At 68.8% G+C, this 25,401-nt stretch carries 25 protein-coding genes and 2 tRNA genes; 16 read left to right on the top strand and 11 right to left on the bottom strand.

From position 1 onward, the window contains the following. Positions 1-21 precede the first annotated feature (21 nt). The 7 genes from VLY81_RS05645 (at position 22) to VLY81_RS05675 (ending at position 5,953) form a co-directional block, all read left to right on the top strand. Entirely contained in the window at positions 22-1,155 is a 1,134-nt protein-coding gene (locus VLY81_RS05645) for an ADP-ribosylglycohydrolase family protein (RefSeq protein ID WP_324670052.1), read from the top strand. Positions 1,156-1,189: 34 nt separating this feature from the next. Then, entirely contained in the window at positions 1,190-2,173 is a 984-nt protein-coding gene (locus VLY81_RS05650) for a TRAP transporter substrate-binding protein (protein WP_324670053.1), read from the top strand. 61 nt (positions 2,174-2,234) lie between these two features. Then, complete coding sequence (locus VLY81_RS05655; protein ID WP_324670054.1) at positions 2,235-2,714, top strand: TRAP transporter small permease; 480 nt, start codon at positions 2,235-2,237, stop codon at positions 2,712-2,714. A 9-nt stretch (positions 2,715-2,723) separates the two neighbouring features. Beyond that, positions 2,724-4,022: a TRAP transporter large permease gene (locus tag VLY81_RS05660; protein ID WP_324670055.1), complete on the top strand. Its 1,299-nt coding sequence runs from the start codon at positions 2,724-2,726 to the stop codon at positions 4,020-4,022. A gap of 46 nt (positions 4,023-4,068) precedes the next feature. Beyond that, positions 4,069-4,533 (top strand): ribose 5-phosphate isomerase B, encoded by a 465-nt coding sequence (gene rpiB, locus VLY81_RS05665; protein WP_324670056.1) that lies wholly within the window; start codon positions 4,069-4,071, stop codon positions 4,531-4,533. Between the two features lie 147 nt (positions 4,534-4,680). Next, the gene (locus VLY81_RS05670) at positions 4,681-5,544 is read left to right on the top strand and encodes a sulfite exporter TauE/SafE family protein (protein ID WP_324670057.1); all 864 of its coding nucleotides are present in this window, start codon (positions 4,681-4,683) and stop codon (positions 5,542-5,544) included. Between the two features lie 34 nt (positions 5,545-5,578). Then, on the top strand, positions 5,579-5,953 hold the full coding sequence (locus VLY81_RS05675; RefSeq protein WP_324670058.1) for a carboxymuconolactone decarboxylase family protein: 375 nt from the start codon (positions 5,579-5,581) through the stop codon (positions 5,951-5,953). A 45-nt stretch (positions 5,954-5,998) separates the two neighbouring features. Here VLY81_RS05675 and asnB read toward each other — a convergent pair whose 3' ends face one another. The 5 genes from asnB to VLY81_RS05700 all read right to left on the bottom strand — a co-directional run bounded on the left by asnB (position 5,999) and on the right by VLY81_RS05700 (position 12,295). Then, entirely contained in the window at positions 5,999-7,891 is a 1,893-nt protein-coding gene (gene asnB, locus VLY81_RS05680) for an asparagine synthase (glutamine-hydrolyzing) (protein ID WP_324670059.1), read from the bottom strand. Between the two features lie 90 nt (positions 7,892-7,981). After that, positions 7,982-8,509, bottom strand: a complete 528-nt coding sequence (locus tag VLY81_RS05685; protein WP_324670060.1) for an iron-sulfur cluster assembly scaffold protein — start codon at positions 8,507-8,509, stop codon at positions 7,982-7,984. Between the two features lie 51 nt (positions 8,510-8,560). Further along, on the bottom strand, positions 8,561-9,439 hold the full coding sequence (locus tag VLY81_RS05690) for a sulfurtransferase (RefSeq protein ID WP_324670061.1): 879 nt from the start codon (positions 9,437-9,439) through the stop codon (positions 8,561-8,563). A 452-nt stretch (positions 9,440-9,891) separates the two neighbouring features. Then, the gene (gene glnA / locus VLY81_RS05695; protein ID WP_324670062.1) at positions 9,892-11,352 is read right to left on the bottom strand and encodes a type I glutamate--ammonia ligase; all 1,461 of its coding nucleotides are present in this window, start codon (positions 11,350-11,352) and stop codon (positions 9,892-9,894) included. A 100-nt stretch (positions 11,353-11,452) separates the two neighbouring features. Beyond that, positions 11,453-12,295 carry a cytochrome c oxidase assembly protein gene (locus VLY81_RS05700; RefSeq protein WP_324670063.1) on the bottom strand — a complete coding sequence of 281 codons (843 nt, stop codon included), beginning with the start codon at positions 12,293-12,295 and terminating at the stop codon, positions 11,453-11,455. Positions 12,296-12,476: 181 nt separating this feature from the next. On the opposite strand from VLY81_RS05700, the gene VLY81_RS05705 reads away from it, so the two are divergent. Further along, entirely contained in the window at positions 12,477-13,097 is a 621-nt protein-coding gene (locus VLY81_RS05705; protein ID WP_324670064.1) for an SCO family protein, read from the top strand. A 235-nt stretch (positions 13,098-13,332) separates the two neighbouring features. On the opposite strand, the gene VLY81_RS05710 is transcribed toward VLY81_RS05705, so the two are convergent. The 3 genes from VLY81_RS05710 to VLY81_RS05720 all read right to left on the bottom strand — a co-directional run bounded on the left by VLY81_RS05710 (position 13,333) and on the right by VLY81_RS05720 (position 15,800). Beyond that, positions 13,333-14,181 carry a cyclase family protein gene (locus VLY81_RS05710; RefSeq protein WP_324670065.1) on the bottom strand — a complete coding sequence of 283 codons (849 nt, stop codon included), beginning with the start codon at positions 14,179-14,181 and terminating at the stop codon, positions 13,333-13,335. A gap of 122 nt (positions 14,182-14,303) precedes the next feature. Further along, positions 14,304-14,380: transfer RNA gene (locus VLY81_RS05715), tRNA-Val, on the bottom strand. Between the two features lie 94 nt (positions 14,381-14,474). Continuing rightward, positions 14,475-15,800 carry an MFS transporter gene (locus tag VLY81_RS05720; protein WP_324670066.1) on the bottom strand — a complete coding sequence of 442 codons (1,326 nt, stop codon included), beginning with the start codon at positions 15,798-15,800 and terminating at the stop codon, positions 14,475-14,477. 500 nt (positions 15,801-16,300) lie between these two features. Between VLY81_RS05720 and VLY81_RS05725 the strand changes: the two genes are divergently transcribed. From VLY81_RS05725 to VLY81_RS05760, 8 genes are all read left to right on the top strand, one after another. Next, positions 16,301-16,516: a hypothetical protein gene (locus tag VLY81_RS05725; RefSeq protein ID WP_324670067.1), complete on the top strand. Its 216-nt coding sequence runs from the start codon at positions 16,301-16,303 to the stop codon at positions 16,514-16,516. 146 nt (positions 16,517-16,662) lie between these two features. Next, positions 16,663-17,763, top strand: a complete 1,101-nt coding sequence (locus tag VLY81_RS05730) for an HD-GYP domain-containing protein (RefSeq protein WP_324670348.1) — start codon at positions 16,663-16,665, stop codon at positions 17,761-17,763. A gap of 323 nt (positions 17,764-18,086) precedes the next feature. Next, positions 18,087-18,266: an SHOCT domain-containing protein gene (locus VLY81_RS05735; RefSeq protein ID WP_324670068.1), complete on the top strand. Its 180-nt coding sequence runs from the start codon at positions 18,087-18,089 to the stop codon at positions 18,264-18,266. A 55-nt stretch (positions 18,267-18,321) separates the two neighbouring features. Continuing rightward, positions 18,322-19,035, top strand: coding sequence for a hypothetical protein (locus VLY81_RS05740; protein ID WP_324670069.1), 714 nt, complete (start codon positions 18,322-18,324; stop codon positions 19,033-19,035). Between the two features lie 308 nt (positions 19,036-19,343). Continuing rightward, on the top strand, positions 19,344-19,742 hold the full coding sequence (mntA, locus tag VLY81_RS05745) for a type VII toxin-antitoxin system MntA family adenylyltransferase antitoxin (protein ID WP_324670349.1): 399 nt from the start codon (positions 19,344-19,346) through the stop codon (positions 19,740-19,742). Then, the gene (locus VLY81_RS05750) at positions 19,736-19,927 is read left to right on the top strand and encodes a hypothetical protein (RefSeq protein ID WP_324670070.1); all 192 of its coding nucleotides are present in this window, start codon (positions 19,736-19,738) and stop codon (positions 19,925-19,927) included. The genes mntA and VLY81_RS05750 overlap by 7 nt, the downstream gene beginning before the upstream one ends. Positions 19,928-22,211: 2,284 nt before the next feature. After that, positions 22,212-23,816: an IS1634 family transposase gene (locus VLY81_RS05755; RefSeq protein WP_324670071.1), complete on the top strand. Its 1,605-nt coding sequence runs from the start codon at positions 22,212-22,214 to the stop codon at positions 23,814-23,816. 69 nt (positions 23,817-23,885) lie between these two features. Beyond that, on the top strand, positions 23,886-24,278 hold the full coding sequence (locus tag VLY81_RS05760) for an iron chaperone (RefSeq protein WP_324670072.1): 393 nt from the start codon (positions 23,886-23,888) through the stop codon (positions 24,276-24,278). Positions 24,279-24,540: 262 nt separating this feature from the next. On the opposite strand, the gene VLY81_RS05765 is transcribed toward VLY81_RS05760, so the two are convergent. From VLY81_RS05765 to VLY81_RS05775, 3 genes are all read right to left on the bottom strand, one after another. Then, a tRNA-Cys gene (locus VLY81_RS05765) sits at positions 24,541-24,616 on the bottom strand. 119 nt (positions 24,617-24,735) lie between these two features. Then, on the bottom strand, positions 24,736-25,047 hold the full coding sequence (locus VLY81_RS05770) for a spore coat protein (RefSeq protein ID WP_324670073.1): 312 nt from the start codon (positions 25,045-25,047) through the stop codon (positions 24,736-24,738). Positions 25,048-25,087: 40 nt separating this feature from the next. Continuing rightward, positions 25,088-25,273 (bottom strand): hypothetical protein, encoded by a 186-nt coding sequence (locus VLY81_RS05775; RefSeq protein WP_324670074.1) that lies wholly within the window; start codon positions 25,271-25,273, stop codon positions 25,088-25,090. Between the last annotated feature and the right edge of the window lie 128 nt (positions 25,274-25,401).

Raw genomic sequence — 25,401 nt, forward strand, 5'->3', positions numbered from 1 at the left:
TGACGGAAGGGGTGAGTCCGTTTGTCGTCGCCTGGTGAGAGCCGATTGTTCAAGAAGGTCTTCGGCTCCGTGGCCGCTGCCAACGTGGGCTCGGCCATGGGGGCCGCGGTCGAATGGGTGAGCGTACCGGGCGGAGGCTGGAAGGCCATCGAGGAGCAATTGGGTTGGGTGGACAGGTTCCTCCCATGGGTGCAACAGGAGCGCGACGTCCGCTACTGGAACAACAGCCCGCGGTTGCACTACCATCACGTCGACATGGCGCCGGGCATGACCGAGGATGGCGCCGAGCTGCGCTACTTGCTGGGTCTGGCCATCGCGGAGAAGGGCGATCGCATCACCGTCGACGAGCTCGCCGAGACATGGAGGCGTCACATCCCTCGGGATCGGATCGGCTATCTGTTCAATCCGCACATCAAGATCCACCTGGATCGACTGCTCGCGGGCGACGAGACCTCGCGCATTCCGCCGCGTCTCATCGGTTCCATGACGCCCTGGCCCGGACTCGTCGATGCGGCGCACATGATCGGGCCCGTGGGCATCATCAACGCTTGCGATCCCGCACAGGCCGCGCTCGATGCCGCGGAGCTGTCGTACCTGCTGCAGCCTCCAGCAAGCGGCGGGGTGGAGGCGGCGCGTGTCGTCGCGGCCGCGACGGCAGCGGCCTTCTGGCCCGACGCCACCGTCGAGTCCATCATCGACGCCGCACGACAGTTCGTCTCCGTTCACACGCGAGAGATCATCGATGAGGCCCTCGAGATCGCGCGGCGATATCCCGACGTACGCGCCATCCGCGAGCCCCTTCGACGTCACTTCATGCCGACCTATCCGTACGCGGATGGTGTCGAGACAGCTGAGGTGATGGCCCTGTTTTGGGTGACGAGGGGGGATGTGCGAGAGGGGATCATAGCAGCTACCAACCTGGGGCGTGATACGGACTGCATAGGCGGCATGCTGGGATCCATCTGCGGTGCTTTCAAGGGGATCGACGCGGTTCCCGCCGATTGGGTCGAGACGGTCCAGAGAGCCATCGACTCCAATCCCTACACGGTCCAGAGGCGTTCCATGAGAGATCTGGCGGAGGGGCTCACCCGTGCTGTCGTACGTCGCCGCGACGCGTTGCGCAGGCAGCTAGCGGCCATCGACAGCCTGGCGTGAGCCATCGCTCCAACTTCAGGGGAGGGAACAGGGCATGCAACGTCGACTGATGGTGACGGTGCTCCTATCCTTGATGGTGCTATCTGGCTTCCACGCGGTCGCCCAGGCCGGCACCATCACGGTGCGACTGCCACACTGCTGCTCGGTCGACAGCCACTTTCAGGCAGGTGCCGTGCGGTTTGCGGAGCTAGTCGAGCAGAAGACGAACGGGCGATTGCGCGTCAGCATCTTCCCGGGCGGGCAGTTGGGCCAGGAGACGGAGGTCATCCAGGCCGTACAGACGGGCGTGCTGGAGATGACCTTCATCGGTCACGATCCCCTCGCCCAGTTCGCCCCGATGGTGACCCTGTTGAGTCTGCCCTATCTCTTCGAGAGTCACGACCAGGCCTTCCGCATCCTCGAAGGCCCCGTGGGCAAGGAGATCGAGAAGGAGCTGGCCCGCAGGAACCTCGTCGTCCTGGGCTGGGGGAACAACGGGGCACGGGTCTACACCAACAGTCGCCGCCCCATCGAGAGCCCGGCAGACCTGAGGGGCCTCAAGATCCGGAGCCCCGAGAACCCCATCAATCTTGCCATTACCCGGGCGCTGGGAGGCACGGCGGTGGCCATCCCGTACGGAGAGGTGTACACGGCCATCCAGCAGGGTACCATCGACGGCCAGGAGAACGCGGTCATCAACATCTACCCGGCCAAGCTTCAGGAAGTCCAGCGATACATGTCCATGACGCATCATCTCCTCTCGTTCACGGTGTTGCTCGTCAACAAGCCCTTCTTCGACTCCTTGGATCGGGAGCTGCAGGCGGCCGTGCGCGAGGCCGCTGCTGAGGCCATGCGGTTCCAGCGTCAACACGTGGAGACATTGACCGACAGGCTGGTCCAGGAGATGCAGCAGCAGGGGATGCAGGTGAACTGGCCGGATCTCGAGCCGTTCCGAGCTGCCACGCGCAGGGTGCACGAGGAGTACGTAGGCAGGTTGATCCCGAGGGAGCTCTACGAGATGGTGCTGGATTCCCTGTGATCCCCGTGAGTGGGTGCCTGTTGCTCGGATAGCAAGCCGTGGAGAGGGAGCGGGCGAGCCGATGACTCCCGTGCTGCGACTGTTGCGATGCGTCGTCGAGTGGCTGGTGATGGGCCTGACCGGCATGTTGGTGGTGACGGTGTCGGCCAACGTGTTCGCCCGCTACCTCTTCCTTTCGGGCCTGGTTTGGGCTGAGGAGCTCGCCCGGATCGGCTTCGTCTGGGTCGTCTTCCTGGGCGCCTATGTGGCGCTGACCCGCGGCAACCATCTGGCCATCCGCCTGGTCACCGACCGGGTGCCGGCCCGTCATCGCCGGGCCGTCAGGACCGTGAGCGGCTTGCTCATGCTGGCCTTCCTGGGAACCGTCGCCTGGTACGGGAGCGTGCTGGTCGCCCGGACGGTGGCGTTCGGCCGCGTCACGCCCATCCTCGGCATCTCGGCGGCGTGGGGTTACGCTGCCGTCCCTGTGTCGTCGGCCCTGATGTTCGTCCACGTGTTGCATCTCCTGTTGAGTGGGTCCGAAACGGATCAAGGCCAATAGGAGGGCTGGGTGCACAAGCCCATGTCGCTGGCCATTCTCCTCGGGACATTCTTCGCTCTGCTCGCGGCGGGGCTCCCCATCGCCTTCGCCCTCGGGCTGGCCTCACTGGCGTACATGATCCTCTTCATGCCGGGCGTGTCGCTGACCATCATACCCCAGCACATCTTCGCGGGCGCAGACTCCTTCACGCTGACCGCGATCCCGTTCTTCGTACTCATGGGCGAACTCATGAACGCCGGCGGCATCTCCCGCCGACTCGTCGACTTCGCGCGCACCCTCGTCGGCCACTTGAGGGGGGGCCTTGGCCTCGTCTCCCTCGTCGCCAGCATGATCTTCGCCAGCTTCTCGGGGTCGGCCATCGCCAACGCGGTCGCCACCGGGTCCGTCACGATCCCCAGCATGATACGCGCCGGCTATCCGCGGGCCCTGGCGGCGGCGATCGAGGGCTCGGCCAGCAGCCTCGGCGCCGTCATCCCGCCCAGCATCCCCATGATCGTCTACGGCACCCTCGCGGGTGTCTCGGTGGGCGGGCTGTTTGCCGGTGGCTACGTGCCCGCGCTGCTCATGGGGCTTGGACTGGCCGTGGTCATCCGGGCCAAGGCCAAACGGCTTGGCATCCAGGTGCAGGCCCGTGCTTCATGGGGGGAGATACTCCAGGCGCTGCGGGAGTCCGCGCTCGCCCTGCTGACGCCGGTCATCGTCATGGGGGGAATCCTCGGCGGGGTCATGACACCTACCGAGGCCGGAGCGGTCGGAGCCCTGTACACTCTGCTGATGGCGTTGCTTGCCTACAGGGAGCTCTCGTGGCGCGATCTGCCGAGGATACTGCTCAACACAGCCCTCCACACAGGGGTCGCCATGCTGGTGATGACGGTGGCGACCGCCTTCAGCTGGATCATGGCCTACGAGATGATACCCAACCGTGTGGCCAGCGCGGTCCTATCCAGCATTCAACAGCCGTGGTTGCTCATGATCGCCATCGTCGCGCTCTTGCTGGTCATCGGCACCTTCCTTGACACCATCTCGGCGCTGGTGATCCTCACACCGGTCCTGGTGCCCGTCGCGACGCGGGTCGGCATCGATCCTCTCTTCTTCGGCATCATCGTTACCATCGCTCTGACACTCGCGGTGCTGACCCCGCCCGTCGGCGTGGTGCTGTTCGTGACATCCAGTACAGCGGGCACCACCCTGGAGAAGACCAGCAGGGAGGTGCTGCTGTTCTTAGCCGTCCTGGTCGCCGGTACCTTGCTGTGTGCGGTGTGGCCCGACCTGGTGATGTGGCTGCCGAGACTGTTGGGCTTCCGCTGAGAGAGGCGGAGAGGGTCAGGCCAGGCGCGAGAAGAGGGGGATGGACGTGCGAGTCGTGGTAGGCGGGGATCACGCCGGGTTTCCCCTGAAGCAGAAGGTGGTCGCACGGCTCAAAGCGTGGGGACACGACGTAGAGGACATCGGCACGTTCAGCGAGGAGCCTGTCGACTTCCCGGACGTTGCCGAGGCGCTGTGCCGGAGGGTGACCGCCGGGGAGGCCCAGCGCGGGATCCTGGTCTGCGGGACGGGCGTCGGTGCCGCCATCGCGGCCAACAAGTACCCTGGCATCCGTGCCGCCGTCTGTCATGACGTCTTCTCCGCCCACCAGTGCGTGGAGCATGACGATGTCAACGTGATGTGCATCGGCGCGTGGATCGTCGGCGAGATGCTTGCATACGAACTGGTCGCGGCCTACCTGGTCGCGGTGCCGGATCAGGCTCCCGAGTTCCGGCGCCGCATCGCCAAGCTGCATGAGATGGAGAGCCGGTTGCGCCCAGCACCGGGTAGCTGACGATTCAAAGGCGGCCCCGTCGCGTCAGGCAGCCGTGGAGATACCCGCTCCGGGGTGAAGGATGATGTCGCGCCCCGTCGAAACGGCTCCCAGGCTGGGGCGTCGAGCCGCCCCAGCCGATTCGCTGCTGGCAGGGTGGTGCGAGGCGTGGAGAGGGCGCCTTCGAGGGGGGCGGCGGAGGGGGCGGCGTCGTCGCCGAGTCTCGCGGCCACCAGAGCGCTGACCGGGCTCCTCATCGGCCTGGCCGGGGGCGGCCTGGGCAGTCTGGTGGGGCTGGGAGGCGGCGTCGTCATGATCCCGCTGTTGACGTCGTGGATGGGCTTGACGCAGCACGCCGCGCACGGCTCCAGCCTGGTGGCGGTCCTGTTCACCGCCGTCTCCGGAGGCGTCGGCTACGCGCGCCAGGGCGCCGTCGACCTCACCGCCGCCGTCGCGGTAGCGGCGTCGGCCATGCTGATGGCCAGGGTGGGGGCCCGGGCCAGCGGCCGCGTCTCGTCGGCCCGCCTGCAGGGGTACTTCGGCATGTTCCTGGTGGGCGTCTCGCTGCTCTTGCCCGTCAGCCGCTACGTGATGGCCCACGTCGACACGGGCCTGGCACTGCCGTCCCTGCAGGTGGTGGCGGGCGGCCTCGTCATCGGGGTCATCAGCGGCTATCTCGCGGGCATGATGGGGGTCGGAGGCGGGGCCATCGTGGTGCCGGCCCTGGTGGTGGGGCTGGGCTTTCCCCAGCACCTGGCGCAGGGCACCTCGCTGATCCAGATGATCCCGACCGCCGTGTCGGGCACCTGGACCCACCACCGCCTCGGCCACATCCAGTGGCCCATCGCCCCGTGGCTGGGAGTGGGCGCCATCGCCGGGGGCTGGGTGGGGGCAACGGTGGCCGGGTGGTTGCCTTCGCCGACGCTGCGCTATGTCTTCTCGGCCTTCACGCTGCTGATGGGCGTGCACTACATCCGTCGCTCGCGCCGGGCGCTGGCGGCGGATGGCCGGGTAGCCGGCCGGACGGCGTGAGGCGGCGCGCCAAGCCGGGCCGACAGGCCGACGGATGGACGGGGGAGACGACATGGGCGAGCGGCTGCAAGCCTTTCGTCAGTTCCGCCAGGAGATGAACGAGAAGATCCTGGCCTCCGACAACCTCGTCATCAAGCGGTTCTTCAACCTCGACACCCAGACCTACCAGGCCGGGGCGCTGCCCGTGCGGGTCAAGGAGATGCTGGGGCTGGTGGCGTCGCTGGTGTTGCGCTGCGACGACTGCATCACCTACCACCTGATCCGCTGCAAGGAGGAGGGCGTCACCCGGGAGGAGCTCTTGGAGGTGTTGGGCGTCGGGCTGGTGGTGGGCGGCTCCATCGTCATCCCCCACCTGCGTCGGGCCGTGGCCACCTGGGAGGAGCTGGAGGCGGAGCGAAGGCGGGCGTAAGGCCGGCCAGCGTTGCCCTTGGGTGCGACGGGCGCCGGCGGCTCGTCACCCGATCCTGAGCGAGACGCGATAGCGCCGCAGCCAGGTGTCGAGCTGCACCAGGTAGGCCATCATCTGCGGGCCCGTCATGAGCTGCCCCCACCACGGCACGTCCAGCGCCCGCCCGTCGCCTTCCGCCAGGGCCCGGACTTGCCCCATGTCGACGAGCGGGAGCAAGGGCGAGGCAGGGTCGGCCAGGACCTGCTGCAGGCGGCGGCGCACGGCCGCGGCGTAGGCCGGGTGGTGCGTCTTGGGGTAGGGGCTCTTGCGCCGTGCCAGCACGTCGTCGGGCAGCACCCCCGCCAACGCCCGGCGCAGCAGTCCTTTGGGCTGTCCGTCGCACGTCTTCATGGACCACGGGGCGTTCCACACGTACTCCACCAGCCGGTGGTCGCAGTAGGGGACGCGGGCCTCGAGCCCCACCGCCATGGTCATGCGATCCTTGCGGTCCAGCAGGGTCGGCATGAAGCGGGTCAGGCTGAGGTAGGCGACCTCCCGCAGGCGGGCCTGGTCGGGGGGTTCGCCCGCCAGCCGGGGCACCTCCTCCAGGGCCTCCCGGTAGCGCCGCTCCAGGTAGAGACGGGGCTGGATGGCCTCCGCCACGTCGGCGGCCAGCAGGCGCAGCCGGGCATCCAGCCGGCGGGTCCAGGGGAAGGCGTCGGCCCGCAGATCCTCCTCCCGCCAGAACCACGGATAGCCTCCGAAGATCTCGTCGGCGCACTCTCCCGACAGCGCCACCGTCGCCTCGCGCTTGACCTCGCGGGCGAAGAGCAGCAGGGACGCGTCGATGTCGGCCATCCCCGGCAGGTCCCGAGCGACGACGGCCTGATCCAGCGCCTCGACCAGCGCCTCGGCGCCGATGAGGACCCGTCGGTGGACGGTGCCGAGCCACGCCGACACCCGCTGGACCCACGGCCCGTCGGCGTCGGGCTGAAACTCGCTGGAGCGGAAGTGGCGATCGTTGTCCTCGTAGTCGACGGAGAACGTGCGCAGGGGCGGCAGGGCTCGCTCCCGGTAGACCCGGGCCGCCAGCGCGCTGATCCCGCTGGAGTCGAGCCCTCCCGAGAGGAGCGTGCAGACCGGCACGTCGGAGATCAGCTGCCGGCGCACGCTGTCCTCCAGGAGGCCCCGCACCGTGGCCACCGTGGTGCGCAGGTCGTCGGGATGAGGGCGGCTCTCCAGGGCCCAGTAACGCCGGCAGACCAGGCGCCCCTGGGGCTGCCGCACCGGCCCCGACGAGCCGACGGGGACGTCCGGCTCGAAGCTGAGCCACCATCCGGGCTTCAGCTCGTGGACGCCCCGGAAGACGCCATGGCCAGGAGTGCGGGCCGGGCCCATCACCAGCACCTCGGCCAGCCCCTCGGCATCGACCTCGGGGGGCACGAGGGGGTGAGCCAGCAGAGCCTTGAGCTCCGAGCCGAAGAGCAGCCCGCCCTCCCGCTCGGCATAGAAGAGGGGCTTGACGCCCAGGCGATCGCGGGCCATGAAGAGGCGACGGGAGGCTTCGTCCCAGATGGCGAAGGCGAAGATGCCGTTGAAGCGCGCCAGGCAGGCAGGGCCCCACTCCACGTAGGCCAGCAGGAGGGCCTCGGTGTCGGAGTACCCCCGAAACCGCCATCCTCGGCTCGCCAGCTCGGCCCGTATCTCGTCGGTGTTGTACAGCTCGCCGTTGTAGACGATGACGTAGCGTCGGCCGTCACGGTCGCGCGCCATCGGCTGCTGGCCGCCCTGGGGGTCCAACACGACCAGCCGCCGGTGCGCCAGGACGGCGTGAGGGCTGACCCAGAGCCCGCATGCGTCGGGGCCGCGGCAGGCCAGCGTGGCCCCCATGGCCTCCACCTGCTCGCGCAGCCCGGTCAGGTCCCGCCCGAAGTCGACCCATCCTGCGACGCCGCACATCCCGGCCCCACCCGCCGACCGTGAGGATCGTCGATGCGTCGACCATCCTACGCCGGGACCCGGGTGGGAGTGCGGGGCGCGCGGTGCCCCTCACGGGTCGTGAGGGATGCCGGGGCCGGCGGCCTCGCGGGCCCCTTCGCCCAGCACGATGCCGGGGATCTCGGGCGTCTCGCCGCCGGGGGGTGGGGCGGAGGGCAGCAGCACCCCGCCGTCCTGCAGCGCGCGCCGACGCTGCCATGCCCGCACGGCTCCCTTGAGGGTCGCCAGCCCCAGGGTGGCGCAACGGGGGCGGGCCTTGACCACCTCGCTGCCCAGCAGCTGCTCCATGTGGTGGTAGTCCATCTCCAGGATGGCCTCGGCCGAGAGGCCGGCGCGGTGCACCTCGTCGAGCAGCATGGAGGCGCCGGCCTGACTCACGGTGCAGCCCTGGCCCTCCCAGCGGAGGTCCAGCAGGCGGTCGCCGTCCGCCTTGAGGTAGATGACCACCACGTCGCCGCAGCCGGGGTTGCCGCCCGGCATGGTGATGTCGGCATCCGGGATGGCCCCGAAGTGGCGCGGGCGCCGGAAGTGCTCCGCGATCCACTCCAGGTCCGGATGACAACCTTCGTCGATCGACACGGCCCTGCCCCCGATCTCGTACGGCAGACGCCCTCCTGCCGCCGGCTCCGGTCAGCGCTCGATGGGCGCCCGCACCAGGTTGCCCCACTCCGTCCAGGAGCCGTCGTAGTTGCGGACCTTGTCGTAGCCCAGCAGGTACTTCAAGACGAACCACGTGTGCGAGGAGCGCTCGCCGATGCGGCAGTAGGCGATGATGTCCTGGTCCGGGCGCAGCCCCGCCTCCTGCTCGTAGATGCGGCGCAGCTCCTCCGCGCTCTTGAAGGTGCCGTCCTCGTTGACGGCCCGTGCCCAGGGCACGTTGCGGGCGCCGGGGATGTGGCCGCCCCGCAGGGCGCCCTCCTGCGGGTAGTCGGGCATGTGCAACAGCTCGCCCCGGTACTCCTGCGGCGAGCGCACGTCCACCAGCGGCTTGCCGGCCTCGATGTGCGCCTCGACGTCCTCCCGGAAGGCCCGGATGGCCGCGTCGTCACGGGAGCGCACCGGGTAGTCGCTGGGCGGATACTGGGGCACCTCCCGCGTCAGGGGCCGCCCCTCGGCCTCCCACTTCTTGCGGCCGCCGTCCATGATGCGGCAGTCGGGGTGGCCAAAGAGCTTGAAGACCCAGAAGGCGTAGCAGGCCCACCAGTTGTTCTTGTCGCCGTAGAAGACCACCGTCGTGCGCTCGCCGATGCCCCTGGCCCGGCAAAGGCGGGCGAAGCCCTCGGCGTCCAGGTAGTCCCGCACCAGCGGGTCCTGCAGGTCGGTGTGCCAGTCGATCTTGACGGCGCCGGGGATGTGGCCCAGGTCGTAGAGGAGCACGTCCTCGTTGGACTCTACGATCCGCACGTTGGGGTCGTCGAGGTGCTGGGCCACCCACTCGGTGGAGACCAGCGCCTCCGGGTGCGCGTAACCCTTGGTCTTGGCCAGCACGTCAGCGATGGGCTGGGTCAATCCAGACACCCCCTGCTGTCTCGATGGGACGGTGAGACCGGACGAGCCGCCGGCAGGCGGCGCACCCCACGTTGGCGGCGTCGCGGCGAAGCGGGTGCCGTACGGGCGCCGGGCGGGAGCCGGAGCGCTCCGGCCGTATGTGACAGGAAGGAGCCGGGCTGGCCGACGGCGGCGCGCGCCCCCACGGACGCCCTTCAGGCGCCTCTTCGCCGCCGGCTACAGATGCATCGACGCGGCGTGTGCCTCTCCGACCGCGCCGGACGGGCAGCGCCCTCCGGGCACGGTCCAATCTCGATAGAGCGCATGACTATCGTTGCTATTGTTATTAGCGGAGGCGGCACCGGATGTCAAGCGACCCGGGGCCCATGCGGGGCCGGCGACGGGGGCGGGGGGCGCGGGGACGGACGAGGGGCCATCGGGCGGCCGCCCCGCCGTGCCCCACGCGCAGGGGGTCAGACGTCGAAGTACAGGACGAACTCCCACGGGTGCGGGCGGGTGGAGACGGCCAGGGCCTCCCGCTGTCGCTTGTAGGCGATCCAGAGGTCGATGAAGTCCTTGGTGAAGACCCCGCCCTTGAGCAGGAAATGGTAGTCGTCCTGCAGGGCCTCGAGTGCCTCCTCCAGCGAGCCGGGCAGCGACCGGATGCTGAGCAGCTCCGCCGGCGTCAGCGAGTAGAGGTCACGGTCCACCGGGTCGCCGGGGTCGATACGGTTTTCGATGCCGTCGAGGCCTGCCAGCAGCATGGCCGCGAAGGCCAGGTACGGGTTGGCCGACGGGTCGGGCGGCCGGTACTCGATGCGCCGGGCGGCGGGCGCCTGGGAGTACATGGGGATGCGCACGGCGGCGCTCCGGTTGCGCTTGGAGTAGACCAGGTTGACGGGCGCCTCGAAGCCCGGCACGAGCCGCTTGTAGGAGTTGGTGGTGGGGCTGCACAGAGCGGCCAGCGCCCGGCCGTGAGCCAGCAGACCGCCGATGTAGTACCGGGCCGTCTCGCTGAGGCCCGCATAGCCGTCCTTGTCGTAGAAGAGGTTGCGGCCGTCCTTCCACAGGCTCTGGTGCGTGTGCATGCCCGAGCCGTTGTCGCCGAAGAGGGGCTTGGGCATGAAGGTGACCGTCTTGCCGTGGCGGCGGGCGACGTTCTTGGCCACGTACTTGAGCATCATGACCCGATCGCCCATGGCCGTCAGGGAGGCGTAGCGCAGGTCCACCTCGGCCTGGCCCGCCGTGGCCACCTCGTGGTGGTGCGTCTCCACCGGCACGCCCAGGCTCTGCAAGGTGAGGGCGATGTCAGCCCGCACGTCCGAGACCGAGTCGACGGGCGGGACGGGGAAGTAGCCCTCCTTGTAGCGCGGGCGGTGTCCGGCGTTGGGCGTGTGGTCCCGGCCCGAGTTCCAGAAGCCCTCGTCGGAGTCGACGAAGTAGTAGCCCGAGTGCTGGTCCTGGTGGAAGCGCGCGCTGTCGAGGATGAAGAACTCGGCCTCGGGGCCCCAGTAGCTGACGTCGGCGATACCCGTCGCGCGCAGGTAGGCCTCCGCCTTGCGGGCGATGTAGCGCGGGTCCCGCTCGTACGGTCGCCCCGTCTCCGGGTCGCGCACCTCGCAGACGAGACTCAGCGTGCGGTGCGAGTAGAACGGATCGATGAACGCGGTGGCCAGGTCCGGCACCAGCAGCATGTCGCTCTCGTTGATGGCCTGGAAGCCCCGGATGCTGGAGCCGTCGAAGCCGAAGCCCTCCACGAAGGCCTGCTCCGTCAGCTGGTCGATGGGCACGTGGAAGTGCTGCCACTGCCCGGGCACGTCGACGAACTTGAGATCCACCATGACGACGCCCTGGCTGCGGGCCGCCTCGATGAGCTCCCGGGGCGAGGCGGCCTGGAGCGCAGCCGGGGATCGCCCTTCGATGACCACTGCCATCCAACCCACCCCCTGCACCTTTTGGCGCCTATTGTATGACAGGAGGCGGAGGATGTCACGTCTGTGTCATGCAGATGGCATGTATACATGAGGGCCGACGTCAGGTGCGCGGGCCGTGCAGGGGTAGGGAGGGGCCCGACGGCACGGACGTCCCGGCCTGCCGCAGCAGGGCTCGCAGCCACAGCACCAGCGCCACCACGTAGGTCATGTTGCCGTGCTCCCACATGACCCCCGCGCCCAGCTTCTGGTCGGCCAGCAGGCTCAGGCCGAAGGGCGGGCGCGTCCCGGCGTACGTGGCGTACATGGGCGTGTCGGCATAGGCCAGCGAGAAGCTCAGCAGCCAGTTGAGCACCATCGAGCCCAGCAGCATGGCGACCCGGGCCGGCGGCGCCGACCGCGACAGCGGAGGCGCCAGCATGATGGCCGACCAGAAGAGCAGGCCAGCGACGAGGGGCAGGATGTCTTGCAAGACCGCGACGACGGGCGAGCGCGTCGCAAGATCGGTCAGGATGCCGCACGCCAGCCGCAGCTCGCCGTGGCCCGCGGGCAGGGGCCAATGCCACAGGAGCAGGACCGCATTGTAGGCCCCGGCTGCCACCAGCGGGTGCAGCAGCACCGCACCCGCCCGCACCATGCCCGGGTGCGCGGCCAACCGGGCCCGGGCCTGTCGGGGGATGCCCGAGAGCAGCAGGGGCGGCGCCACCATCTGCAGCAGCATGTGCTGGATGACGTGCAGCAAGAAGGAGGAGGTATCCGCCGCCACGTGAAGCGGCGAGATCAGCGCCGTGAAGAGACCGCCCACGCCGGCCACGAAGCGCGCCGCCTCCCAGCCGGAGGGGCGCAGCTGCGGCAGGGCACGCAGATAGGCGTAAAGAGGCAGCAAGACCCACGCCACCGTATGGGGTTGCAAGGTCCAGCCCGAGCCGCCGCCCAGCGTGCGCACCCGCCCCTCATCCGCACGTCGGGATCCACCACAACGTAGGCCGCGCCGGCCGTCTTGTCAACGGCCCGCGTTCCATGGGGGACGCCCGGCGCCCTGGCGAAATCCCGCGCCGCGGCCTATATTCTCATGGACATCACGTGCGGCCGCCGGCAGTCGGCGGCGGGGAGGCGCGGGCGGATCGATGCGTGCGTGGAGGCGTCGGGCCGAATGGCTGGCGGTGGGCATCCTGGCCGTGGGGGCGGTGGTCGCCTCCATCGTGTGGAGGCAGCCCCACCCCTTCGAGGGGCAACCCCTGGTGCCGCCGCGGCCGGCGCCGGCCTTCACGCTGGTGGACCAGCACGGGCGGCCATTCTCGTCGGAGCAGCTGCAGGGCAAGGTGACGGCCGTCTTCTTCGGCTACACCTACTGCCCCGACGTCTGTCCGGCCACCGTGGCCATGTTCGCCCGGGCCCGCCAGGTGCTGGCACGGACGCCCGAGGCCGACTCGGTGCGCTTCGTCTTCGTCTCGGTGGATCCCGAGCGGGACACGCCGGAGCGCCTGGCCCGCTACCTGCAGCCGGCCGGGCCCGACGTCATCGGCCTGACCGGCACGCCGGCCCAGGTGGAGCAGGTGGTGGCGGCGTGGGGCGTGACGGCCGAGAAGGTGCCCCTCTCCGCCGGGGATCCCGGCGCCTACACGGTGGCGCACACCGCCTCGGTGCTGCTGGTGGACCGGTCGGGCCGCATCCGGGTGCGGCTGCCCTTCGGGAGTACGGCGGAGCAGCTGGTGCACGACATCCGGCAACTGCTGACCGAAGGCTGACCCCCTCTCGACAGGGCCGGGGCTCGCTTCCGCTCGCGCCCGGCGAGGCCCGTCGCCTGCGGGGGCCCCGGGCGTCACGTCTACGTCGAGCAGGACCCTTCTTCACGGCCGAGGTGCGATACCGCGACGAGCCGGGGTCGAGCGCGGCGAGCGTGGGAGGGTGAGGGGGCGGCGCGTGGCCGAGCCCACGGGGCTGGCCCGGGCCGGCAGCGTCCGTGCGGCCCGGGCCCACCCCTCACCAGACGGCCAGCACCCGGCAGGGCCCGCCTGACGCGCCCCGCACCCGGGGCGCGCCGACGATGACGGTGGCGCCGGCCGGGGGGACCCGGGCCAGGTTGGCCAGGTTCTCCAGGCCGTAAAGGTTGGCTCCCAGCACCGTCAGGTGCACCTCGAAGCCGGTCGAGGGGCCGATGTCCAGGCTCAGGGTGTCGACCCCGATACCGACGATGTCGCGCTCGTGCACCAGCCACTGGGCCGCTTGGGGGCTGAAGCCGGGGAAGTGCATGGTGCCACTGGCGTCGGCGTTGCGGTAGGCGTCGGCGTCGCCGACCCGTGACTCCCACCCCGAGTGCATGCAGACGATGGCCCCGTCCGGGATCCGCCCGTAACGCGCCTCCCAGGCCATCAAGTCGTCCACCGTGACCCAGGCGTCCGGGTCACGGGCGGCCCGCTCGTGGATGTGGATCACGGCCAGTGGCGCGACGAGCCGCTCGGGCGGCACCTGGTCCAGGCTCCACACGCCGTCCCGGTCGACGAAGTGGACGGGCGCGTCGAAGTGGGTACCCGTGTGCTCCCCCAGGTCCCAGCGGTTCGCGTAGAAGCCGTCGCGGGCCACGGTGAAGAGGTTGGTCACCTTCATGGGCTCGAAGGATGGGAAGACGGGGAAGTCCGGGCTCAGGACGTGGGTGAGGTCCGCCACATTCTCGAACGACAGCCGTTGGGTCGCCGGCGCGGGCGATGCCGCCCGTGCCACGCCCCGAGACGCTGGCAACAGCGAGGCGGCCAGAGCTCCCGCCGCAGCCCCCAGGAGCTCCCGGCGGCTCAGGCGGGATGCCACATGCTCGACGACCGACGGAGCGCACATGCCGATCCACCCCCCCGTGGCGCGAAGATCTTGCCATGATTCTCCATGAGGGGGTCGGCACGGTCAATACCATGCGAACGCGGGCGGCAGGCTGCAGCTCGGGCGGCGCCAACCGTTCGGGATGGTGGGCGAGAAGGGAATCGAACCCCTGACCTCCACGATGTCAACGTGGCGCTCTCACCGACTGAGCTACTCGCCCACCGTCATCCGGCCGGGCCGGTCGACGGCCGTCGGCCGAGACCCAGCATACCGCCCGGCGCCTCGGCCCGTCAAGGGCGCAGGGGAGCGCCCGGTCAGGCGGCGCCCCGGCGGGGCGCCTGCGCCACGGCCCGTGGAGCCACCCGCGTCTCCGGGGCCCGCCAGGCGAAGAGCAGGGCGACGGCCGCCAGCAGCGCCGCATTGAGCGTCAGGGCCCACGAGAGCCCCAGCCAGTCTGCCACGGCCCCGGCCACCACCGGCCCCGCCACCATGCCTGCGTCCATGATGGTGCGGTAGAGGCCCATGCTGACGCCGAAGGCCTGAGGCGGCAGGATGTCGCTGACGTAGGCCGCGGGGGCCGGCCCTGCCACGCCCGTCCCCAGCCCCAGCACGGCGGCGGCCAGCACGTATTGCGGGTAGTCGTGGGCGCCCGTGAAGAGCAGCAGCGAGACCGCGCTCACCACGAGTCCTGGCACGATGGCCACCTTGCGGCCGTAGTGATCCACGACGCGCCCCGTCAGCACCAGGAGCGCCAGGTTGAGCACGGCGGCCACGGTCAGGGCCATCCCGATGCGGCTCTCCGACAGGCCCAGCTCGTTGCCGCCCATGAGCGGGATGACGGTACCCCGAGCCCCCGTACGGGTGTAGGCGATGGAGAAGGCCACCAGGCAGACCAGCACGAAGTCGGCCCGCCGCAGCAGCCAGGTCGGCCCCTGGCCCTCGGTCGGACCAGCGTCGGGCTCCGGACGTCGCCGTCGCCGCGGAGCCGGCTGCGTCGCCTCGGCTCCGTGGCCCTCGGCGGAGGCCGTCCGCTCGGCCAGGGCTCGCTCGGCGGCCGCACCGGGGACGGCCACGAGGGTCACCGCGGACGCCAGCACGGCCATCGCGGCGTAGGCCCAAAACGGCGAGGCCAGCCCGAAGTGCTCCGCCGTGAAGCCCCCGATGGTGGGGCCGAAGCTCTGCCCCACGAGCATGCTGCCCTGGTAGTAGCTCATCGTACGGCCCCGGAGCTCGGGTGGACTCACCCTGCCGACGAAGCTGTAGCCGGCCACCATGTAGAGGGCCGATCCGACTCCCTGCAACGCCCGCGCCAGCACCAGCAGCCAGAACCGGTCCACCACCGCTGCGGCCACCGACGCGCTGCCGACGATGAGACAACCGACCATCATGGTGGCGCGGGCACCGAGCCGGTCGGCGAGCCTGCCACCCGGGATGTCGACCAGGATGCGGGCCACGCCGAAGGCGCTCACCAGCAGCCCCACCACGGCCATGCCGACCCCGAAGGAGAGCCCGTACAGAGGCAGCACCGGGGAGACCAGGTTGCCACCGAGCATCAACAGCACGGTCGTGATGCAGACGCCGACGACCGAGGAGACGACACCGGTCTTGCCGGTCTGGAGCATACCTCGGGGGTTCGACATCGCCCGGCCGAAGCCTCTCGCCGGAGGACGGCTTCAGCCCGGGGCACAGGCGATCGCGGCAGCCGACGGCAGAGCTGGCCCCCGTTGCAGGTCAGTTGGCGAACCGGCGGCGGCGACGCTTGAGGCTTCCCTGACCGGGAACGACGAAATGGGTAGGATTTCCTGGATATCTGTCGAAGCCAAGGCGCCGCAACGGGGGAGGGTAGTCGCGTGCTGCCGAAAGACCCATCCCAGACCGGCTGCACACCGGTGACGGTGCCCGGTGCCCCGCCCCGTGGGCGAAGGCTCGCCATCTCTCGTGGCCGCGTGCGCGCCGCCGGCGATTTGCGCGCATTGTCTCCGCTCGCGACGCGTGCCGTGCCAGTCAGCGGACGCTCGCGGTCCCCCCCCCAGAAGTTTCCAGATAGCCTGACTACCCGGCATCGTTTGCCCTCCTTACGCTCCTCTGGTCACGCCCGTGTGGCCCTCCGTCACCGTTCGTCGTTGGGGAGGTCTCGGTCGTGGAGTACCCCGATGTGGAGTCCATCGTCGATCGAGCGCGTCTATGCGCACTCCTGCGCGACTTGCTGGAGTCGTCCCAAACATGCTACACACCGGAAGACCTGCAATCCCTTGTCCAGCTGGTCCATGAGGAGATCCAGCTGCACCTGCTTTACACAGCCCGGCGCACGGTGGACTGGTTCAAGGCGCGCCGTTCGTCCGCCACGAACTCGTGACGTCGCATCACATCACGACTTGCCGCCCCACAGAGGGAGACCGCTTCGAAAGGACCGGGCCCGACGCCACGCGGCTCTCGCCCTCTCGAAAGACTGAAGCCGGCAAAGACGCGACATGAGACCAGGGGAGGCTTGCGAGCGTGTTCATGCTATCGCTGGAAGACGTACGACCCGGCATGATCCTGGCGACCGACGTGGAGGTGGCCGGGCGTGCCATGCTTCGGAGCGGGGTGGTCTTGAGCTCCTATCACCTGCGGCGCCTGGCCGACCTCGGGGTGCGCACCCTGTACATCTGCCCGCCCAAGGCCCCTGTCCCCACGGGTCACGCGGCGAGCCGGCTGTTGGCGGAGCCGACCAAGGCCGAAGCGTTCCGAGTGGTCTGCCGCCAGCTCCGGCGAGTCGGGCGGGGGCTCGTCATCGAGGCCCGACCCGTCTTCGAGGCGGTGAAGGCCATCTTGCGCGATGCGCTGGCCCATCCGGGGGTGTTGGAGGAGCTCCAGGGGGTGCGGGCCGCCCACGACGTCTTGTTTGCCCATTCGGTGAGCGTCGCGGCCATGGCTGTCTTCCTCGGCCTCCACAGCGGCTGGGACCGCGCCGATCTGGTGGCGCTGGGGGTGGGGGCGTTGCTGCACGATGCCGGAAAGCCGCGCTTGCCCCGTCCGCTGTGGAGAAAGCCGGGCAAGCTCACCCCCGAGGAGTACCGCACCGTTCAGGCGCATACGTGGCTCGGCTTTGAGGCGATGCGCCGTCAAGGCGCCTTCGATGCTCGCTCCGCTCATGTCGCCTGGGAGCACCACGAGCGCTGGGACGGCTCAGGCTACCCGCGGGGACTTTCCGGCGACGCGATCCACCCCTTCGCCCGGCTGGTGGCCGTCGTCGACGTTTTCGATGCGCTGACCACCGACCGACCGTACCGAGCGGCGCGGCGGCGGGATGCGGCCATTTCGTGGATCGCCGAGAGGGCCGGTCGTGATTTCGACCCCATCATGGTCCGTCGCTTCCTGGCCCGGATCGCTCCCTACCCGGTGGGATCCTGGGTACGGCTCAACACCGGGGAGCTCGCCCGGGTCGTCCGGGTCACGCCGGACCTTCCGGCCCGCCCGGTCGTGGAGGTGGTCGAAGGAGGCGAGGGCGTCATCGACCTCGAGCAGGACATGCATCGGCGAATCGTAGGACCTGCCGAGCTGGACCACGCGTGGTTCGAGTCGCAAGACGAGCGAGCATGCCGTACGAGTCGAGAGCGCTGACGGCATGATGGAGCGGGCAGCCCGCGGGTGCCCCGGTCTTCGCGGTCCATCTTCGACGTTTCGAGGGCGAGCACCGCCGGAGGGGGACATGGCGACACCTGGGCACGGTACTTTTCGCGCAGTGGTGGCTGGCACCCCGCGGGCCGAGACGCGAGGCTCAGCGTTTGTCGATCCTTCATGCCAGCTTCACACTTTCCTCATCCGGCTCTCAGGATCCTTTGGGACGATACCCCCGGGAGTTGTGATCAGACGCCATGATGGGATGGGGATTTGGCCCGGGTGGCTGGAGTGGTTTCGGCGGAGGCTGGTGGTTCGGAGGGCTCATGATGCTCGTCTTCTGGGCCCTGGTCATCGGCGGCATCGTATGGCTCGTGCGGGTGGTGACCGCGGGCGGCACCGGTGCGACCGAGCACAGCCGGGCCAAGGCGATTCCCGAGGAACGCTTCGCCCGGGGTGAGATTTCCGAAGAGGAGTTCCGCCGGATGCGGAAGGAGCTGCAGTAGGGATGTGTCGTGACGGCCTGCTTCAGGCCACCGATTCAGAAGGGGTGCGAGTCGCATGACGCGGCGCAGGCGGACCATTCTCATAACGCTTGGCATCACACTGGGAGCCGCGGCCCTCGCGGGCGGTGCAGCGGGGGCGATGGGCTGGTGGGGAGGGACGGCCGGCGGCCCCGGTAGCCCTTACGGGATGATGGGGCCGGGGATGATGGGGTACGGCGGCATGGATCACGGCATGATGGGCGGGTGGTGGTCGCAACCGCCCGTGCCGGGCGCCACCCCGCTCAGTGCCGAGCAGGTCGCCGAGCGGGTCCGAGCCATCCTGCCGCGGTGGGGCGAGCCGGGCCTGCGCGTGGGCCACGTCATGGAGTTCGACAACGGCTTTTACGTCGTCGTGGAGGGCACCGACGGCAAGGGAGCCTTCGAACTCCTGGTTGACCGATACGGTACGTGGGTTCACCCGGAGCCCGGCCCCAACATGATGTGGAACACCCGATACGGGCACATGGGCGCCTGGCAAAGGACCTCGGACACGCCGCCGGTTAGCGCCCAAGAGGCGCTGCGCCAGGCTCAGGGGTACCTGGAGCGCTGGATGCCGGGCACCACTGTGGGTGAACTGACCGAGTTTCCCGGCTACTACACCATCGACGTGACGACCGGCGGTCGACCCTCCGGCATGCTGAGCGTCAACAGCTACACCGGCCAGGTCTGGTACCACACCTGGCACGGAGCGTTCCTCTCAGAGACCGAGGCGGACAGGGATCACTCGTAGCGTGACCGGCGCGCTCGCCTGACTACGGGCAAAGACATGGACGCGGGCCCGACCGGGACCTTCCGACGGGCCCGCATGCTCGTGAGCGCGAGGGCGCCCTCGCCGGCCGGTTACGTGCACTACGCTTACCGGCCGCCCGGTACCGGCACCGTCACGCTGTTCCGCGGCCCCGAGCCCGGCGCGTACGTGGCGGCGTTGGCCGAGGAGATCATCGCCTCCGGGAGACGGCAGTTGCTGCTCATGGACCGGGCGGGGTCGCTGGCGCTCGCCCGGCGCCGGGGGCGACGGCGGCGCTGGTCCGCCGGGCGCTGGAAGGGCGGGCGGATGTCGATGCGGCTTATCTGTTCGGCTCCCAGGCCCGGGGCACCGCGCGCCGGAGAAGCGACGTCGACGTGGCCGTGCTGTTCTCTGCCGGCCTCGACCCCGTCGAGCGCCTGGAACGCCGCCTGGACCTCATCGTCGCACTGGAGGACCGGCTGGCCAGGCCGGTGGACGTCGTGGACATGGAGAGCATCCCGTGCGTCCTGGCGCACCAGGTACTCAAACACGGCGTGCTGCTCTTCGATCGCAACCCGCGGCGGCGCATCGCCGTGGAGGTGCGCCACCGCCGAGCGTACCTGGACGGACAGCGGTGGCGTGCGGCCTACTTCCGGGCCCTGGTGACCCGGCTGCAGGCAGACCGCCGGGAGGGGGATGCGCTGTGCTGACGGATCCCGAACCCGTCCGGGCGCGCCTCGCACTTCTCGCCGAGTACCTCGGGGACCTTGAGGCGGTGCAGGATGCCTCGCTGGAGCAGTTCCTGGCCGACAAGAAGTTGCGGCGTTACGTGGAACGCACGCTTGGGCCGGCGGCCCGGTGGAGCCCGAACGAGGGGGACGCCCGTGGCTGGTGACCGCGGAGGGTAACTCGACACGTAGAGGTCGAGGTAAGGCCCGAACGGATGGACGGTGCTGCTCCAACTCGAGTCCGAGCTGCTCGACCAAGTACACGAGGTTAGCGGCGGTAGGGCAGGCGAGCCCTCGTTCCAGCTTGTGGAGCGCCGGGACACTGATCCGGTTGCCGCCAACGTCGGAAAGCGACCGCCCTTGGGCTACTCGAGCTTGACCCAACGGCTCGGCAAGCGTCCGTAAGAGTTCGCTCCGGCGAGTTAACTGCTCACCGCTCACGGAGTATCTCTCCTTCCCGGATAACAGGATCGCGTCGCGCTCCCCCAGAACCGATGGGACGGCGAGGGAGAGATAGGGGTGATGAGCGGTGACCAGATGTTGTCAAATGGCTGTGGTCTGCGACTTCATTTCCATAACCGCTTTCACAGCGTTAGCACCGTCGTCACTGCCTGGAGTGCATGGCTCCATCGACTCTATGTCGGATCATAGCGTGTTCCCCGATGGACCAGTATTGCCTCCTCCGCCCGCGGAAGTGCGTGCCGGGAGCGTGTCCTTGTGATGTGCCCGTCCGCCAGAATCTGTCAGTTCTCGTCCCGGAAGATTCTTTACTCAGACACGCTAGATGTGTATCGGTGACAGTAGCGCAGGCGATTCTGGTCGCACTGGTCTCGGTTGCTATGCTGGCGGTTCTTCGGTGGCTAATCGAGGACGCCCGCAAGTGTGGGATGTCGGGTGGCCTCTGGGTGCTGGCAGTTCTTTTTGGCGGGGTAGCGCCACTCTTCGTCTACCTGGCCATCCGGGAGAAGCTCGGCTCTTTCCCGGAGCAATGGCCGGTCGAGTACCCGACGCCCGGAGTGACCCGTAGACGGGAGGTGCCTGGCAGAAGTGGATGCGGATGTTGTAGATGCGCTCACCGATTCCGCCACGCGACTGCCTGCACTGATCGCCCGTGCGCGGTCAGGCTGTAGCCGGGAGGGGTCGATAGTCGATAAGCTGCTGAGGGGAAGCTACATCGTAGAGCCCGATTTTGATGAGCTCGCGTACCTTGAGATGGTATACAACCGCGCCAAGTATGATCTGAGCTTCGCCGGATTGACGATAGCGCCCACCCTCGACTGCAATTTCCGCTGTACGTACTGTTTCCAGGAAAAGCGCTCGTCCTATATGTCCGGCTGGCGGACATGGACGTCCGGCTGACCTACGGGCCGGCCGCCGTCATCTACGCCCTGGTGGCGCTGTTCGCGTGGCTCTATGAACCCGTCCGCCAGGCCAGGACCGTGGAGGCCGAACGGGCCTGACCGCAAACAGCGGCAACTTTCATGGCCTGAAGACGACTCCCAGGCTTTCCGCTATATGTCCGGCTGGCGGACATGGACGTCCGGCTGACCTACGGGCCGGCCGCCGTCATCTACGCCCTGGTGGCGCTGTTCGCGTGGCTCTATGAACCCGTCCGCCAGGCCAGGACCGTGGAGGCCGAACGGGCCTGACCGCAAACAGCGGCAACTTTCATGGCCTGAAGACGACTCCCAGGCTTTCCGCGGTCTCCTCCAAGAAGCGTAACAGCGCCCGGCCTTCTGCACGCAGTTGTTCCACGACGGCCTGTGGTAACGGGCGGTACTCTGCTCCGGTCGCGGTGGGCCAGCAGCCGCGCAACTGCACCAGTACCGGATACACCGTCAACACCGCGAACGTGCCCAGCCCCAGGTATGCAACTCCTCAGCAGGTTCGGTCCCGGCGCCCGAGTGTGGCTCACCATCGCCCGAGGCGCGGAGGCTCGGGACGTTGAGGCGACGCTGCCTCGACGTAACCCGTGCAGCGCGGGGGCGTTGGACGGTCCTCGCCTGTCGGTTGCGCTCGAAGCTAGAGTTTCACCACAGCGCCCGATCGGTCAGGAAGGGGGGCCGGAGAGCACAACGAACCTTCCTGCCGAAGCCACGCCAGCAGAAGTGCCGCCCTGAGTTGGCCGGTCAGGCGGCGTGTCCGCTTTTAGGTCTCCAATCCACGTCAGAACGAGGAGGTTTGTATGAGCCGAAAGAAGGACACGCAGAAGACCGCTGGGAGCACCGAGGCGGTCGGCAAAAAGTTCAAGGGATTCACTGACGAGGAACGAGTCGCGATGAAGGAGCGTCTAGACGGAAGTTCAGGGGCTCGTAGTGGGCAGGACCCGCATAGCGGTGGGCATTCAAACAGGTTGAACGCGTGCCAATGTAGCCAAGAGTATGGCCATACAGTATTGCCTCTGAGGTTGTCACATGCTACCATTGAGCCATGAGGCGCGTATCCAGTGCCATGCACATCGAGACCATCCGCCGCCGGCAGGGCGACAAGGTCTACACCTACCACCTGCTGCGCCAGACCTACCGGGAAGGCGGCAAGGTGAAGCACCGGACCCTGGCCAACCTCTCCCACCTGCCGGAAGCCGTCCTGGAGCTGGTCCGGCGAGCTCTGCGGGGCGAGCCGGTGGCGCCGGTGCCGCAGACGGTGAAGATCCGCCAGTCCCGCCAGCACGGGGCCGTCGCCGCCGTCGTGGGCATGATCCGCCAGCTGGGCCTCGACCAGGTGCTCTACTCCCGCTCGGCCGACTGGGTGCGCGTGGCCCTGGCCGTCGTCGTCATGCGCATCCTGCGGCCCTCCTCCAAGCTGGGCGGGACCCTGTGGTGGACGACCACCACGTTGCCGCAGCTTCTGCGGTTGCCCCACAACGGCGAGGACGTCAACGACGTCTACCGGGCCATGGACGAGCTGCTCGCCCGTCAGGCGGCCATCGAGGCCAAGCTGGCGCGCCGGCACCTGACGGCCAACGCCCTCGTCTTGTACGACCTGACGAGCGTCTATCTGGAGGGCAAGACCTGCCCGTTGGCCCGCTTCGGGTACAACCGGGACAAGAAGCGGGGCAAGAAGCAGTTCTGCGTGGGGCTGCTCACCAACGACGAGGGCTGTCCGGTGGCCGTGGAGGTGTTCCCCGGCGACGTGGGGGATCCCGAGACGCTCCAGGCCCAGATTGCCCGGGTCCGAGCTCGGTTCGGCATCGAGTACGTCGTGTTCGTCGGCGACCGGGGTATGATCGTCAAGGCCCGGCTGGCCGATTTGGAGGCGGTGGGCTTCGGGTGGATCACGGCCCTGCGGGCCCCGGAGATCCAGAAGCTGCGGGATGAGGGGTTCTTTCAGCCGGGCCTGTTCGACCGGCGGGACCTGGCGGAGATCGCCGACCCCGAGCGGCCCGGGGAGCGGCTGGTGGTCTGCTACAACCCCCTGGTGGCCGAGGAGCGCCGGCAAAAGCGCGAGGCGCTGCTTGCGGCCACGGAGCGGGAGCTGGCCAAAATCGAAGCCCGGGTGCGCCGTCGCCGCCGCAAGCCCCTGACGGCCGACGAGATCGGGGTGGCCGTGGGCAAGGTGCTGGGGCGCTGGAAGGTGGGCAAGCACTTCCAGCTGGAGATCCGCGACGGCCACTTCGCCTTCCGGCGCAAGGAGGCCTCCATCGCCCGGGAGGCGGAGCTGGACGGGTTTTACGTGCTGCGCACCAACGTGCCGGCCGACCGGATGGAGCCGGCCAAGGTGCAGGCCACGTACAAATCGTTGCGGGCCCTGGAGCAAAACTTCCGCACGATGAAAAGCGCCCTGGACCTGCGTCCGGTCTACCATCGGCTGGAGGACCGGGTGCGGGCCCACGCCTTTTTGTGCATGCTGGCGTTGTACGTGCGCTGGCACATGGAGCGGGCGCTTGAGCCCCTGCTGGCGGAGGACCCCCGTCAGTCCTTCGAGGGGCTGATGATGCAGCTGGAGACGCTGCAGCGCCACACGGTCGAGGTGGCCGGTCAGGAAATCCAGATGCTCGGCGAGCCTGAGCCGCTGCACCAGCGGCTCTTTCAGTTGCTGGGGGTTCCCCTGGCGTAGCCAGAAGGGTGACACCTTGAATCACGACTTAGCCCCGCCACCACAAGGATTTGAGGGAAATAGGAAGCGATGAACTTCCGTCTAGAGGAGCTGAAGGCGCCTGCGCACCGCGGCTCACGAGCGGCCAAGGAGGACGGGGAGCGCGCGGTGCTCGCGAAGATCGAGGAGATGCCGGAACCGGATCGCACCATGGCCAAACGGATCCATGCCATCATCAAAGCCAGCGCCGCAGAGCTCTCACCAAGACTCTGGTACGGGATGCCCGCGTATGCTGAGGACGGCGCGGTCGTCTGCTTCTTCCAAGGCGCGCACAAGTTTAAGACGAGATATGCGACGTTCGGCTTCACTGACGAGGCGAACCTCGACGAAGATGCCATGTGGCCGGTCGCCTTCGCGCTGAAGGAGTTGACTGCCGCCGAAGAGGCAAGGATCGGCGCGCTCGTGAAGAAAGCGGTAAGGTGAGGACGGATGCTGCCACTGGCCCCCGCCCTGGTACTGCCGATACCCCAGCCGGCTGCGCTTCGACGTGGCAGGCACCGACAATACGCCCAAGGCGCTTCGCCCAGCACGAACTGGACGTGGGCCTTGCCGGCTTGTCTACCGCGGCCAGCAGCTGGCCCGTGAGAAAAAGCAGCGCCACGGCAAGATTGGCAGGTGGAATGGCAAACGGAATGGCAGACAGCGGGTCGTGCCATTCCGGGTTTCGGCGAACCCTTGTGGTTACTGGAGGCGGCGGCCGGACTCGAACCGGCGGATAGGAGTTTTGCAGACTCCCGCCTTAGCCCCTTGGCTACGCCGCCTCGGACTCCGCCCCCATGATAAGCCGGGGCGAGCCGGCCCGTCAACAGAAAGGGGGCTGCGAACAGCCCCCTTTGCGGCTCTCGTCCCCGGACGCCAGCCCTGGCCGGCGACCGCCGGCTCAGTGCAGCGTGCCGCCGTCGCGTGCGTAGGTGACGCCGGCCGTGACCGGAGCGCCCTGCAGGTACTGGCGGACCCGCTGGATCTGCTGGTGTTCGGCAGGGCCGGCCGGCAGGTACCAGCCCTTCTGCTCCGCAAGGCGGTACATCTCCCACTGGGCCGCCTCGCAAGACTGGCGCATCTGCGTCAAAGCGTTACGCAGATCGGGGTTGGAGCACTCGATGGCGGCCTTGGTCAGCCCGACGCACTGGTGCTTGAGCATGTCCAGCACGTCGGAGCCCATCTCCCTGTCCTGAAACGGCATGGCTCCCATCTCCTCTCCTCGTGGCCGGGCGCGGTTGGACGGTGGGCCCTCAGCCCAAGAACGTCATGAGGCGCTGGACGTTGTCGCTGGCCTGCCGGGCGAACTGCTCCACCCGCTGCTTGAGCTCGGGGTCCCGGCAGGCCTGAGAGTAGGCGTTGAGCTTCTCGACCGCCAGCTTCTGCTCGCCGATGATGTGCCGCAGGTCCTCGAGCTCCAGGGTGGTGAGGTGCGCCATCCAGGGACTCCTCCTCTCCGGTGTGGTCACTCGGCGCGGCTTCCGACCGGTGCCGCCCGCTAGTATGCGCCGATGGGGGTTGCCAACATGAATCGGCTCCCCTCGGGGCATGCTGGCCAACGGCAGGC

The sequence above is a fragment of the Limnochorda sp. LNt genome (assembly GCF_035593265.1).
Lineage (GTDB): Bacteria > Bacillota > Limnochordia > Limnochordales > Geochordaceae > Geochorda > Geochorda subterranea.

Coding starts and splice junctions, on each gene's coding strand:
- VLY81_RS05650 (WP_324670053.1), top strand. CDS start 1,190: ATGCAACGTCGACTGATGGTGACGGTGCTCCTATCCTTGATGGTGCTA.
- VLY81_RS05655 (WP_324670054.1), top strand. CDS start 2,235: ATGACTCCCGTGCTGCGACTGTTGCGATGCGTCGTCGAGTGGCTGGTG.
- VLY81_RS05675 (WP_324670058.1), top strand. CDS start 5,579: ATGGACGGGGGAGACGACATGGGCGAGCGGCTGCAAGCCTTTCGTCAG.
- asnB (WP_324670059.1), bottom strand. CDS start 7,891: ATGTGCGGCGTCGCAGGATGGGTCGACTTCGGGCGGGACCTGACCGGG.
- glnA (WP_324670062.1), bottom strand. CDS start 11,352: ATGGCAGTGGTCATCGAAGGGCGATCCCCGGCTGCGCTCCAGGCCGCC.
- VLY81_RS05705 (WP_324670064.1), top strand. CDS start 12,477: ATGCGTGCGTGGAGGCGTCGGGCCGAATGGCTGGCGGTGGGCATCCTG.
- VLY81_RS05710 (WP_324670065.1), bottom strand. CDS start 14,181: ATGTGCGCTCCGTCGGTCGTCGAGCATGTGGCATCCCGCCTGAGCCGC.
- VLY81_RS05720 (WP_324670066.1), bottom strand. CDS start 15,800: ATGTCGAACCCCCGAGGTATGCTCCAGACCGGCAAGACCGGTGTCGTC.
- VLY81_RS05730 (WP_324670348.1), top strand. CDS start 16,663: ATGCTATCGCTGGAAGACGTACGACCCGGCATGATCCTGGCGACCGAC.
- VLY81_RS05735 (WP_324670068.1), top strand. CDS start 18,087: ATGATGCTCGTCTTCTGGGCCCTGGTCATCGGCGGCATCGTATGGCTC.
- VLY81_RS05740 (WP_324670069.1), top strand. CDS start 18,322: ATGACGCGGCGCAGGCGGACCATTCTCATAACGCTTGGCATCACACTG.
- VLY81_RS05755 (WP_324670071.1), top strand. CDS start 22,212: ATGCACATCGAGACCATCCGCCGCCGGCAGGGCGACAAGGTCTACACC.
- VLY81_RS05760 (WP_324670072.1), top strand. CDS start 23,886: ATGAACTTCCGTCTAGAGGAGCTGAAGGCGCCTGCGCACCGCGGCTCA.
- VLY81_RS05770 (WP_324670073.1), bottom strand. CDS start 25,047: ATGGGAGCCATGCCGTTTCAGGACAGGGAGATGGGCTCCGACGTGCTG.
- VLY81_RS05775 (WP_324670074.1), bottom strand. CDS start 25,273: ATGGCGCACCTCACCACCCTGGAGCTCGAGGACCTGCGGCACATCATC.